Consider the following 12,704-nt stretch of genomic DNA (forward strand, 5'->3'; position numbering starts at 1 on the left):
TGTTTTTGAGACAGTGTATGTAAAATGTAAGCAAATGATAATTGTCAGACAAATCAAAACTTAAATTTTATCGAATCGACTAGTCTGTATCTCTCATGTAATAACTCTAGGAACAAGGCCATGACTACAGAACAAAAACAAGTTAAAGCTAAACCTGCCTTAAAAGAGGTGGTCGCTGAGGGTGCTGAAAAGTTGGAACAAGCGTCTAAAGAGGCACAGCAAAAAGTAACAGAAGCGGTTCATGAATCGGCTGAAACTGTTAAGGCTGAAGCGAAAGAACTACAGGAAAATGTACACGATCAAGTGCAAAATCTGAAACAGGATATTCTTCAGCGCATTGACACCATTAAGAAACAACTGAATTTTTCACAAAAAGATTTAGCTGAATTAAAGGAGTTTGTGAAATCTGAATTCAATGCTGTGATTGATGATTTATCAAAACTGGGTAAAGAGTTGAAAGACGATGTCAGTCAAATTTCTGTTAAGCATAAAGATCATTTAACTGAAACCTTCAAGCGTTCAAAAGAACATACTTTAGATGTCTGGAAAAAAGTGTCAGAGAAAGCTGAGGAAAAACCACCTGTAAAAAGCTGATTTATATTTCAGGCATAAATGCCAGATTAGGGGGCAGGAAATATGCAATATTTCCTCAATCTAAGGATTGAGAGCATAAAAAAGTGAGGTCGTATGCCTCACTTTTTTATTTGTCGAATATCAGTGCTACGTTTTAGAACTGATGTAGCCAATCACGTTTATTGTGAAAGTCTGCATGAGGACTGCTGTGTTGCATCGCGTAGTGTTGATCACCTTGTGATGTTTTAAGTACAGCACTTAAACCCAAGAACATATTCGACCATTGTAATTTGTGCTTTAACATAAACTCGGTCAAATCCAGGCTCACATTCAAACCGTAATGTGTGCGTTTTAATTGATTGAGTTCAATGTCATTTGCAGCTTGTGGAGGCATATCTTCAGGATAACGATATTCCTCAAATTGATAGGCCTGCCAAGCTTGTGAAGGGGAGAGGTTGATTTCTCGATAAAAATCTTCACCGTGAACGCCAATAAAAATTTCATAACAGGTATTTTCCCATAAGAAATCTTGACGTGGATTACCTTGCACCAAGTCAGGCCATTGCATGAATTGATTTGGATCACGTAACCAATAGCCCACATTTATACTATATGAGCCTTGTTGTTCAATCGCGCCAACTAAAGAGATAGATTGAAAGCGACGATCAAAAGCGTTAAGTTCGTAACTGGCCATACAGCTTAGTTAGACAAATGTGCGTGGCGTACAAGATTCGAAAGTTTTGGATTTTGTTTTGCCGCTTTTTTATAAAGCAATACAATTTTACCAATCGTTTGTACAATTTCAGCGCCAGTTACTTGAGCAATTTCGTTAATTGCAGCAACACGTGCTTCGCGATCTTCACCGGCAATTTTAACTTTAATCAGTTCATGATCATTTAAAGCACGGTTTGTTTCTTCGATGACATTTTCAGTCAAACCTTGACCGCCAAGCATAACCACTGGGTTAAGTGCATGTCCGATTTGACGCAAACGCTTGCGTTCCTGAATTGATAAAGCCGCCATAAAGATAACCTAATTTTAAAAACGGCTTAGTATAGCAAATGTCGGGTTTAAACGCTTTATATTCTGTTGAAAAAATCAATTTCGATTATTGAAAAAAACATACCAAAGATCAGATTTAGATACAGATGTATACTGCAAGGTCTGTGTTTTTCACGTACAATCATGAATTAGAAGTTTTTTATTATTTAGAGAGTTATGGCGACACGCATTACCAACCAAAAGTTATCAAAAAGCAGTCGAGATTGGATGCGCGAGCACTTAGACGATCCGTTTGTGAAAAAAGCACAGAAGGAAGGCTATCGTGCGCGTGCTGCTTATAAGCTTCTTGAAATGCAAGAAAAATATAAAATTATTAAGCCAGGCATGACCGTGGTCGATCTGGGTGCTGCCCCAGGAAGCTGGTCGCAAATTGCTGGAAAATTGGTCGGCGATAAAGGTTTGCTGATTGCTTCAGATATCTTGGAAATGGATGCATTGCCTGATGTCACCTTTTTACAAGGTGACTTTCGAGAAGAAGAAGTTTTCGAAAAATTGTTAAATCTTTTAAACGGACGGACCGTAGACGTTGTAATTTCAGATATGGCCCCCAATACATCAGGTAACAAGGCTGTAGATCAACCGCGTCAAATTTACTTGTGTGAACTTGCTTTAGATTTCGCCACCAAGGTTTTAGGACCTAAAGGGCAGTTTGTAGTCAAGGTTTTCCAAGGAACAGGATTTGATGAATTCCGTAAACAAGTCGTAGATAGCTTTGATGTATTAAAGACAGCAAAACCTGCTGCTTCACGTGCCCGTTCTAAAGAAGTATTTTTGATCGGACAAGGGCGCAAGAAGGCTTCTAAATAAAGTTTACTTGCCAAGACGTTAAAAATTGTGCATTTTGTACATTTTTAAAATATTGCAAAGCTGATCTTCAGCTTAAATTAAGGTCACCCGTTTTGGGCATGATCAAATTAGATTGATATGGGAATAAAGCTTTGAGCGATCTCTTCAAGAATGCCGTATTGTGGCTGGTTATACTGGGTGTGCTGATTCTGATTTTCAGCAACATCAGTGACCGCAATCAACCGACTGCAATGAATTATTCAGAGTTTGTTTCAGCGGTGAATGCTGGTCAAATTAAGCAAGTCACAATTGATGGTGAAAGAATTCGTGGTGAAAAAACAAACGGTTCAGAGTTTGAGAGTATTCGTCCTGCGATTCAAGACCCTGAACTTATGCCAAGCCTCATTAAACATGGTGTTGTCGTAGAGGGTACTGCTCCTGCGCGTCAAGGCTTGTTGATGCAACTTCTTATTGCCAGCTTCCCTGTACTTTTGATCATTTTGTTATTCATGTTCTTTATGCGAAACATGGGTGGTGGTGCAGGTGGTAAAAGTGGCCCAATGAGTTTTGGTAAGTCAAAAGCAAAAATGCTTTCTGAAGACCAAATTAAAGTCACTTTTTCCGATGTTGCTGGTTGTGATGAAGCTAAACAAGAAGTTGTAGAAATTGTTGATTTCCTGAAAGATCCAACCAAATTTAAACGTCTCGGTGCAAGTATTCCTCGTGGTGTTCTAATGGTCGGTCCTCCAGGTACGGGTAAAACTTTAATTGCGAAAGCCATTGCGGGTGAAGCAAAAGTTCCGTTCTTCAGTATTTCTGGTTCTGACTTCGTTGAAATGTTCGTGGGTGTGGGTGCGTCTCGTGTCCGTGACATGTTTGAACAAGCAAAACGCCATGCACCATGTATCATCTTTATTGATGAGATTGATGCAGTTGGTCGTCACCGTGGTTCAGGTACTGGTGGTGGTCACGATGAGCGTGAACAAACACTGAACCAGATGCTGGTAGAAATGGATGGTTTTGAAGGTAACGAAGGTATTATCGTTATCGCTGCAACCAACCGTGCAGATGTACTGGATAAAGCCTTACTTCGTCCGGGTCGTTTTGACCGTCAAGTGATGGTGGGTCTTCCTGACATTAAAGGTCGTGAACAAATTCTGAATGTTCACATGAAAAAATTGCCTTCAGTCACAGGTGTAGATGTAAAAGTTCTTGCACGTGGTACGCCTGGCTTCTCAGGTGCACAATTGGCGAATCTTGTAAACGAAGCGGCACTTTTTGCTGCACGTCGTAACAAGAACACAGTCGATATGCATGACTTCGAAGATGCAAAAGATAAGTTGTATATGGGGCCTGAACGTAAATCGATGGTGCTGCGTGATGAAGAGCGTCGAGCAACGGCTTACCATGAAGCAGGTCATGCGATTGTTGCTGAAAGTTTACCAGGTACAGACCCTGTGCATAAAGTAACGATTATGCCGCGTGGTTGGGCTTTGGGTGTAACTTGGCAGTTACCTGAGTTTGACCAAACTAGCCATTATAAAGACAAAATGTTGAATGAAATTTCAATTTTGTTTGGTGGTCGTATTGCTGAAGAAGTATTCATTAATCAAATGTCTACAGGCGCATCAAACGACTTTGAACGTGCAACCAAAATGGCACGTGCAATGGTAACCAAATACGGCATGTCTGACAAAATGGGCGTAATGGTCTATGAAGAGGATGCACAGCAATCTTTCATGGGCAGTATTGGTAGTCGCAGTATTTCTGAAACTACGCAACTAGAAGTAGATCGTGAAATTCGTCGAATTCTAGATGAACAGTATAAAATTGCACGCGATATATTGGAAAGTAAGAAAGATGTTGCTCATGCGATGGTGAAAGCGTTGATGGAATGGGAAACTATTGATCGTGACCAAATCCGTGACATCATGGAAGGTCGTGAACCTCAACCACCTAAGGTGTATATTGCTGAAAATCCAGTGATTGATGTAACACCTACTGATGGTCCAGCAACACCTCCACCATTACCTGCAAGCTAATCGTTTAGGTTTGGTGTGAAAAAAGAGTCTCAATTGAGGCTCTTTTTTATGCTTGAAAGTTTAGAGTTTGAAAAGATTTCAGTAAGAATAAAAGCAACTCTTGATACACTATAAGTTAGATATTTAAGGAGAGTTGTTATGCGGTTGATGCCATTACCAAAACGAGTATTACAATGTGGACGACTAAGTCTGGATTTATCTCAACCGCATGTCATGGGTATATTGAATGTCACTCCAGACTCTTTTAGTGATGGTGGAAAGCATAATGCAAAAGACCAAGCCATAACCTATGCACTGCAAATGATGGCTGATGGAGCGACTGTGATTGATGTAGGTGGTGAATCCACACGTCCAGGGGCATCTGCGGTAGAAGTGGATGAAGAAATACGCCGTGTAGTGCCTGTAGTAGAAGAATTATCAAAGCATGATGTGATTATTTCAATTGATACTTCACAACCAGAAGTGATGAAGGCAGCAGTCCAAGCGGGTGCACATATCTGGAATGATGTTCGCGCATTAACACGTCCGCAGGCACTTGAAACTGCGGCTGAACTGAATATACCTGTCATAATCATGCATATGCGTGGCGAACCAACGACCATGAATAATTTAGATCAATATGATGATGTAACGACAGAGGTGATTAAAGAGCTACAGCAGCGTGTCGATGATGCAATTCAGGCTGGAGTAAAACCTGAAAATATCATGATTGATCCTGGTTTTGGTTTTGCTAAAAATGCACAGCAAAATTTAAAATTATTAAATGAATTTTATAAATTAAATGATATGGGCTATCCCATTTTATCTGCACTTTCTCGGAAGCGTTTTATTGGCGAGGCACTGGGTGGGGCTGATGCACAAAATCGTGCCGTTGGTTCTGTTGCTGCTCATTTATTCAGTATTCAACAGGGCGCTTCAATGGTACGTGCACACGATGTCAAAGCGATGTCGGATGCAATTAAAGTTTGGAATGCAATGAATAATCTAGCTGTATAAATAAGAAAAAGCTCGATAAGGTATCGAGCTTTTTGCTTTAAGAGCTGATTATTTTCCTTTGTTCTCAAGCGAAGAATGGTGAACAACAATTCGTAATTTACCTGCATTATCTTTTACAAATTTCCAGGTTTTATCTACAGTCGTCACTTCACCATTCTTATTGGTGAAGTGAACTTTCCCTAAAGTGGTCGCACTGTTACCCGATATATTTATAGCTGCATTATCGATTTCGCAATTTTTCCACCCACTGAGTGCAAACCCTTTGTCACTCGGAAAATTTGGATTTCCTCCCACGAAATAAGACAAAGCACCTTCTTTTGTAGTTCTGAATGTTTGTGGATTGGTTGTTAATGTGGGTTTAAATAAAACAGGGCCATCCTGATAAAAATATGCTGTATCAATCACTTTGCTTGCGAGATCATTTGCTGCTTGTTTTCCGCTTTTATCGTAGGTTGAACTGATATCAAGTAATGATTTACACCAAGCTTGCTGTGCCGCTATTACTTCGGGTTCAGAAATAATATTTTTTTGAGTATCGTGCGTTGGTGTTGTAGAGCATGCTGTTAATGTTATTCCAAGAAATGTAACTAAAATGGCTTTCATAACATTTCCCTATAAAAATTATGTTTTTATTTTATAAAGTAACTTTTATTTAAATCATAGTAATGCTATCGAATGTATCGAAAACTCAACCAAACCCCTACATGAACTTAAAAAATTTAAATAAATTAGTTGTTTACTTTGTATGGTGAGAGAGGTTGCAGGTCTAATTATCTTTTAGTAGGCCTTAACTACAGAGAGTAAGAGCAAATATGAAAATAATCCATTTTAGGTTTAGGTAGGGCAGGTTAATATTTTAGAAAAGCGATGAGCGATACAATTAAAGTGTGGCAGGTAATGAGCCAAGCTTAATTGCATGCAAGAAGTTTGAATAAAATAGAGTGTGGGTAAAATCCTCTCTCTTTTTTTGTGCTTTGGTTTGGTAATTTTGTTGCTTTGTGTTATACAGGCTCGCTTTAATGCGTGTCTTTTTTGAGTTTTGTATGTTTGAAGATTTACTTCTCCCGATGTTTGATGACGAATATTATCCCGATATTCTGGTGGCTGAAGTTAAGCAGACTATTAAACAGTTTGCGAAGAAAGTAGCAAAGTCTGATTTGTCTGAAGTGGAAATTTATCGTTTTGCTGCCGAAACCGTTGTTTTGATTAATAAGATGAAACCACAGTTTGAAGATCTAGATTCATCCTTAGATGATACTGCAGCTGATTATATTGCTGAAGCCATGATGATGGTGGTACAAGATCAAGGTTATATGGATATTGAAATGGAAGAATTGGTATCCAATAGAGAGTGGTAAGTCACTCTCTATTGGATAGTTTGATATTCTAAGATTTATTTAAATCAGACAACAGTTTGGAAAGATGACAACTTTCTTTGGGATGGATCTCTGCTATCCCATCCACACTTAAGTAGCGTTTTTCATTGTTTAGGTAAGCGCTTGCTCTTAAGTTAAGCCAAAAATTTGGATCTTGTTGCAGGAGTGTGCGAATCCGTTTTTCATCTTGTGTATGATTAAACTCCAGCAAGTACGGATCTTTGGCTAAAGTGCAGTGATGTAAGATAAGCTGATCTTTATCCTGGGTAATCGTTCCAGAAAATAAAGAATAAATGACCTGAGTCGGTGCTTTAACTTCTGGCTCTGCTGCATAAGCAAAGCATGAGGTGAACAATATAAGCAGGCTGGGATACAGCATGCGTTGTAAGTTATTTAGGTTCATTTTTATTATTTCTTTTTATTGGTTTGATTGTATTTTAATAATTTAGGCATAAAAAAACCAGCTTATTGCTGGATCTTTTATTGCACCATTTTAAGAAGTATTAAAATGGTGCCCGAGGCCAGACTCGAACTGGCACGCTTTGTGGGCGGGGGATTTTAAATCCCCTGTGTCTACCGATTTCACCACTCGGGCATGTGCGCAATAATAGAGGACGAAATAAATATTGGCAAGTATCTTTCGGTGTGTTTGCTTTCTTTTCAATCAATTCATGTATTTATGGCTATAAAATAATTCATTTTTACGATTTTTCGAGATCATCATTATTTTCCCCTTGATTGAGGACAGCAAAGAATAATCATTTTCTAAACGAAATCTAGATTAGGAAACACAGCTTTTGATATTTACATCAAGCTATCTAAATAGGTTTCGACATCAACATGTTTATGGGCTTTACACAATTCATTTTCATAACGAATCAGCTGAATATGTAGCTCGATAAACTTTTTTTCTTGTCGTTGAAGGGCATGACGCGCCTTTGAATTTTTTGCACTCAATAAAATTTTAAATTTAATTTTTAAAATTTGTTTATATGACCAAAAGCATATTCGACGTGTTTCTTGTAGATAAAAATATTGCTCATTTTGAGTGCCTTCACGGAACATATTTTCCTTATAAAAGCGTACAAAACCAAAACTTAAGGCAAAGAAAAACAGAATAATTTCTAAAAAAGTACTTTCAATATAAGCAATATTAATGGTTTGAAGCACAATCAGCACAGCGAGTTTAATCGGGGTGTGACGCAGGTGTTGATACAGCGAGGTTGAACTATGTTTGATTTGCTTGATGACGAATGGAATGTAGAGCATAAACAGCAACATAATGGCTAAAACAGCAATGCCATGCGAGCGAAAAGTATCAAATTGGGGGAATTGAATCGAAATAAAATGGCCCAAACTCATCGAAAGTGAGATAAAAATCATCGCTGCAAGAACCCATGGAATCAGTTCTTTAAGTTCATCTAAAATACCCTTGGTTTTGATCATGCTATAAAACAAATAATTTCTTTTAAACGCTGTCGGGTGTTGCTCCCGCATTTGTTTTAAGAAAAGGGCGGTTTGTTTATTGCTGATCATAAGAATTAAAGGGGGCATAAAAAGTAAATGTAATATAAATGATTTAACAGAATATGACAGAGAAAAAGTAGCCTAATCTTTTATAAATGGAGAGCAAAAAGTATTTCCTGTTAACTTTTGGCTATTTAAGTTGAGTTCAGCTTTTTAGATAGATCTATTGATGTGTACTGATAAAATTATAAGTTTTAAGTCGCTCAAGATATTTTCGTGTCGCTATATCAATAGTGCAATTTATAATTATTGTTTTTAGCTCGGTAGCGCAAGAAGAATGTATTGAAGCAGATTTTATTCCTGTATTAAATGATGAATTATGCGAAAATAGATCTTTATTATTTTTTGTCCAAGGACAGTTTATGACTGATCAATCTCCTGAATCTTTAAGCGATATCGAAATTTTAGACATTTTACAGTCCATGAAAGACGATGTGCTAAATACTGAAGCGAAAGAGATTATCCTTAATGGGGGTAAAGCTGGTCGTCAAGAAGCACATAAACAGGCAATTGTTGCTTTGCATGATACTTTTGAAAAAAACTTTGTTGAAGCAGTGACTTTGGCATTAGGATTAAATGCCGGCCAAGCTAAAAAAATTAAATATAAAAAAGATCGTATTCGTATTTTGAAAGTACGTGGTATTGATTACATGGCTATCGATGGTGCTGAAACAGCTCAAGTTTTATCACAAGTTGCGCAAGCAATTCTGCGTGAAGACGCAATTGTAACGCGCGATCTACACAATATTTTCCCCTTCTGGAAAGAAGGCTGGCCAATGGTTCAGTTTGATAATGCATACAAAATTTTAGAAGAAGATATTGGTATTCACTATGCTCTCGTGATTGAGAACTTGATTGAAAACTTTAAATAATCTTCATTGAATGCGCTTCATTGAAATGAAAAAAAGCACCTGTTGAATGGTGCTTTTTTATATTACATTTGTTTTTTTATGGATAAAACCAAGCCAGTAATAGACTGATTGGCCAAATAAAAAGTCTCCACCAGGTGATGAGTGGATTCCAGAGAAATTCACCCATACGCAGGGTTGAATCATAACTTTTCCGATCACGTTCATAGCTATTGGGTGTAATCCACCAAGCGAAAATCAGCAGTGCAATCGCAATGAAAATGATCAGTGGCTGTTGTTGTTTTGCAAAAAAATAGTAAACCATATAAATGCCAGAATAAAAACTTAAGCAGGCGAGTAATGCTGAAAAGGAAATATTCATTCTCATTATCCAGTTTTATTGTTTTTAGTAGTGATCTTATATTCAATAAAAAAGAACAAGCAGATTACTCTGCTTGTTCCTGATTTTCAGTTTCTACTGGTCTTTCAAGTAGCCGTGTTACCAGTAACTGGTCAATTTTAAAATGATCGACATCCACCACTTCAAATTTATAAGCGCCAAATATCACTGCATCTGCAGGGCGTGGAATCTTACGCAATTTATACATCATGAAACCAGCAATGGTTTCATAGTTTTCATCATCCGGCATTTCATCAATTTCAAGCGCATGCTTGATGTCTTCAATCGGCGTGCTGCCATCAATCAGCCATGAATTATTATCGCGCTTGATAATTTGCTGATCTGCTTCAATCGTTGTCACCCAATCTCCCATTACGGTAATCATAATGTCAGAGAGGGTAATCACACCGACTACTAAGGCGTATTCGTTAATAACAACCGCGAATTTTTCCTTGGTGGAACGAAAACGATCGAGTAATTCAGATAAAGTTAAAGTATCTGGAATGGTCAGTACACTACGAATGGTATTTTCATTGAGTTGCAGTAAAGACTGGTTGTTCAGAATACGGACCAAAATATCCTTGGCATCAATATAGCCAATCACATCATCAATATTTTCACTACAAACCACGAATTTGGAATAAGGATATTCTGCCAATTTTTGACGAATACTGGCTTCAGACTCTTTTAAGGTAAAGAACACCACGTTTTCACGGGTGGTCATACTTGAAGGAACATTACGTTCTTCAAGTTCAAATACATTTTCAATGAAATGATGTTCTTGTTTTTGTAATACACCGGCTTGTGCGCCTGCATCCATCACTGCTGAAATATCGGCAAAAGTAATATTGTCATCACGGACGGTATTGATTTTAAACAAACGGAACAATAAATTCGCGATGGCATTAATGGCCCAGGCCAATGGCTTGCAAATTTTAATGAAAATTTGAATGGGGTTAATCACAGAAACCGCAATTTTTTCTGGTGCAATCATGGCCATGCGTTTCGGCATTAAATCGGCAAAAAGAATAAAAAGCGAGGTAACTAAGCTAAAGGAGAGGATAAAGCCAATGTTTTCAGTCCATGGGCCTTGATAAATGCGGTTCACAAAATTTACGATATAGGGACGAAATGCTGCTTCACCCAAAATACCACCGAGAATGGCAACCGCGTTTAAGCCAATTTGCGAAGCCGCAAAGAAGTCAGCCGATTGTTCTTGCAGGTCTAAAACTTTTTGGGCGCGTTCCTCACCAGATTCTGCGAGGATTTTAAGTTTGACTTTGCGTGCACCGGCAAGGGCAATCTCAGTTAAAGATAGAAAACCGGCTCCCGCAATCAGTATCACGATGATGAGGATATTCTGGAAAAGGCTCACGAATCCACCTGTAGATCATCATTATTATGGAATATTTTTAACACAAAAAGACTAGAGGTAGTAATGAAATTACTACCTGGATTAGCACAGTATAATCTTAAAAAAGAAGAATTTAAGGATTTTTTACGATTAATAATGCGAAAATTGTGAGTTATTCATTAGAAATTCACGATTTTCTTCTTCAATCATTTGGCGGGCTACATACAGAATCAGCTGACGTAACCAGCGGTGTGCAGGATGATGATGTAAGAGCGGACACCATGCCATTTTCAATTCAAATTCTGGAATATAAAACGGCGGATCTTTAATCAGCAGGTTTGGATTGTTGGATTGCAGTTTGGCAATACGGCTTGGCAGCGTTGCAATCAAATCCACATTGGATGCCAAAAGCGCAGGCATTTGATAATGGCGGGTAAAAACAGAAATCTTGCGTTTTTGCCCAATACGTTCCAAAGCTTGATCAATCCAGCCCAGACCGGCCTGTTTATCTGGATTGACACCAAAGCCAACGCCCATACCGGTTTTAGATACCCAGATATGTTGTGCATCTAAATAGCTTTTAAGATTTAAGTTTGCGCTGGCAGGGTGTTTGTTGTTGAGCAAGCATGAAAAACTGTCGCGCCAAACCAAGACTTGGTGGAAACTTTGTGGAATTTCATTGAATCGGTTAATGGCTAAATCGACTTTACCTTGTTCCATGTCACGGTAAGACACATCACTTGGAGTTAAAAAGTCGAGAACCACATTCGGTGCTTCTGAACGCAATGCTTTAACCAGGCGAGGAACCAAAGTCGCTTCGGCGTAGTCAGAGGTCATGATGCGGAAAACGCGATTCGAGGTATAAGGGCGGAATTCTGTACGAGGTTCTAAAATCATCGACAAGTCAGAAAGTGCATCACGAATACGAGGTTGTAATTCTAAAGCACGTTCTGTAGGTGTCATGCCTTCAGAAGAACGGATTAAAAGCGGATCATTAAATAAATTACGTAGACGGCGTAAAATATTACTCATGGCAGGTTGGGTAACACCCAATTGTTCTGCTGCGCGGGTAACATTTTTTTCACGTAAAAGAACATCAAGGTAAATTAATAGATTGAGATCGACCCGCTCCAGATTCATATAAAAAATACCCATAATAAAACCATGAAATTATGTCAATTATGCCATAAGCAGTAAGGCTTGTGTAGGAAATATGATGAAAAAAAAGCCGGCCTAAAAGGGGTTTTGTTACCATATTGGCCATTCTTATCGCTTGTGAATTATCGGTGGTTATCCATTGAGTTTTAAGCAGATTGAAATATGAATTTGATGCTTTATATCTCTGCAAGACTGAATTTAAAAGCTCGAATTGCGGCTCATGCAATTGCATCAAATAGACGGGTTTTAATTGGATTGAATTCCCTTAAATAGAATGGGCTTTGAGATGAAAATATGTATTTCATAAATTTATCGCGGAAAAGCAGATCGGTCTTTTTACAGCTAAGGTTTTGAATGCAGAAAAAGATAAAGGCACTTTATTTGGTGAAATAAAATGCAATTATATTTTTAAAATAATGACGATAAAATAAGAAAGATGAGATAAAAACCAGAATACTACTCTTTCTTATTAAACCCTATACTTAGGTCTAATGAAGAATAAAACAGCATAGTGATTATTTGTTATACAAAAAAAGACTTTTTCTATTTTTAATATAATTTTAAAAATTAGTAACTTATAAA

14 protein-coding genes and 1 tRNA gene are annotated in these 12,704 nt (G+C 37.9%); 6 read left to right on the plus strand and 9 right to left on the minus strand.

Annotation, left to right across the window (positions count from 1 at the left end):
• Window positions 1-120: 120 nt before the first annotated feature.
• Window positions 121-594: a hypothetical protein gene (locus tag HLH14_RS06845; RefSeq protein ID WP_067724245.1), complete on the plus strand. Its 474-nt coding sequence runs from the start codon at window positions 121-123 to the stop codon at window positions 592-594.
• Between the two features lie 133 nt (window positions 595-727).
• On the opposite strand, the gene HLH14_RS06850 is transcribed toward HLH14_RS06845, so the two are convergent.
• Both HLH14_RS06850 and yhbY read right to left on the minus strand, forming a co-directional pair.
• The gene (locus tag HLH14_RS06850; RefSeq protein ID WP_067724244.1) at window positions 728-1,267 is read right to left on the minus strand and encodes a DOMON-like domain-containing protein; all 540 of its coding nucleotides are present in this window, start codon (window positions 1,265-1,267) and stop codon (window positions 728-730) included.
• 5 nt (window positions 1,268-1,272) lie between these two features.
• Window positions 1,273-1,596, minus strand: coding sequence for a ribosome assembly RNA-binding protein YhbY (gene yhbY, locus HLH14_RS06855; RefSeq protein ID WP_067724243.1), 324 nt, complete (start codon window positions 1,594-1,596; stop codon window positions 1,273-1,275).
• A 195-nt stretch (window positions 1,597-1,791) separates the two neighbouring features.
• Here yhbY and rlmE point away from each other — a divergent pair, with 195 nt between their 5' ends.
• From rlmE to folP, 3 genes are all read left to right on the plus strand, one after another.
• Window positions 1,792-2,442, plus strand: a complete 651-nt coding sequence (rlmE, locus tag HLH14_RS06860) for a 23S rRNA (uridine(2552)-2'-O)-methyltransferase RlmE (protein ID WP_067724242.1) — start codon at window positions 1,792-1,794, stop codon at window positions 2,440-2,442.
• Window positions 2,443-2,573: 131 nt separating this feature from the next.
• Complete coding sequence (gene ftsH / locus HLH14_RS06865; protein WP_067724241.1) at window positions 2,574-4,463, plus strand: ATP-dependent zinc metalloprotease FtsH; 1,890 nt, start codon at window positions 2,574-2,576, stop codon at window positions 4,461-4,463.
• Between the two features lie 138 nt (window positions 4,464-4,601).
• Complete coding sequence (folP, locus tag HLH14_RS06870; protein WP_067724240.1) at window positions 4,602-5,459, plus strand: dihydropteroate synthase; 858 nt, start codon at window positions 4,602-4,604, stop codon at window positions 5,457-5,459.
• 48 nt (window positions 5,460-5,507) lie between these two features.
• On the opposite strand, the gene HLH14_RS06875 is transcribed toward folP, so the two are convergent.
• A complete protein-coding gene (locus HLH14_RS06875; protein WP_067724239.1) occupies window positions 5,508-6,062 on the minus strand; it encodes a hypothetical protein in 555 nt (184 codons plus the stop codon).
• A 440-nt stretch (window positions 6,063-6,502) separates the two neighbouring features.
• Between HLH14_RS06875 and HLH14_RS06880 the strand changes: the two genes are divergently transcribed.
• Window positions 6,503-6,817: a DUF5713 family protein gene (locus HLH14_RS06880; RefSeq protein ID WP_067724238.1), complete on the plus strand. Its 315-nt coding sequence runs from the start codon at window positions 6,503-6,505 to the stop codon at window positions 6,815-6,817.
• A 28-nt stretch (window positions 6,818-6,845) separates the two neighbouring features.
• On the opposite strand, the gene HLH14_RS06885 is transcribed toward HLH14_RS06880, so the two are convergent.
• The 3 genes from HLH14_RS06885 to HLH14_RS06895 all read right to left on the minus strand — a co-directional run bounded on the left by HLH14_RS06885 (window position 6,846) and on the right by HLH14_RS06895 (window position 8,371).
• Window positions 6,846-7,238 (minus strand): hypothetical protein, encoded by a 393-nt coding sequence (locus HLH14_RS06885; protein ID WP_067724237.1) that lies wholly within the window; start codon window positions 7,236-7,238, stop codon window positions 6,846-6,848.
• Window positions 7,239-7,344: 106 nt separating this feature from the next.
• Window positions 7,345-7,430 (minus strand) — tRNA-Leu (locus tag HLH14_RS06890).
• Window positions 7,431-7,639: 209 nt separating this feature from the next.
• The gene (locus HLH14_RS06895) at window positions 7,640-8,371 is read right to left on the minus strand and encodes a hypothetical protein (RefSeq protein ID WP_067724252.1); all 732 of its coding nucleotides are present in this window, start codon (window positions 8,369-8,371) and stop codon (window positions 7,640-7,642) included.
• 353 nt (window positions 8,372-8,724) lie between these two features.
• Here HLH14_RS06895 and HLH14_RS06900 point away from each other — a divergent pair, with 353 nt between their 5' ends.
• Window positions 8,725-9,234 carry a hypothetical protein gene (locus HLH14_RS06900; protein WP_067724251.1) on the plus strand — a complete coding sequence of 170 codons (510 nt, stop codon included), beginning with the start codon at window positions 8,725-8,727 and terminating at the stop codon, window positions 9,232-9,234.
• 76 nt (window positions 9,235-9,310) lie between these two features.
• On the opposite strand, the gene HLH14_RS06905 is transcribed toward HLH14_RS06900, so the two are convergent.
• From HLH14_RS06905 to HLH14_RS06915, 3 genes are all read right to left on the minus strand, one after another.
• Window positions 9,311-9,592 carry a hypothetical protein gene (locus HLH14_RS06905; protein ID WP_067724236.1) on the minus strand — a complete coding sequence of 94 codons (282 nt, stop codon included), beginning with the start codon at window positions 9,590-9,592 and terminating at the stop codon, window positions 9,311-9,313.
• A gap of 64 nt (window positions 9,593-9,656) precedes the next feature.
• On the minus strand, window positions 9,657-10,985 hold the full coding sequence (gene paeA, locus HLH14_RS06910) for a polyamine export protein PaeA (protein ID WP_171532799.1): 1,329 nt from the start codon (window positions 10,983-10,985) through the stop codon (window positions 9,657-9,659).
• A 129-nt stretch (window positions 10,986-11,114) separates the two neighbouring features.
• Complete coding sequence (locus HLH14_RS06915) at window positions 11,115-12,104, minus strand: LysR family transcriptional regulator (RefSeq protein WP_067724250.1); 990 nt, start codon at window positions 12,102-12,104, stop codon at window positions 11,115-11,117.
• Window positions 12,105-12,704: the final 600 nt, after the last annotated feature.

Origin of the sequence: Acinetobacter terrae (assembly GCF_013004375.1) — a bacterium.
Taxonomy (GTDB): domain Bacteria; phylum Pseudomonadota; class Gammaproteobacteria; order Pseudomonadales; family Moraxellaceae; genus Acinetobacter; species Acinetobacter terrae.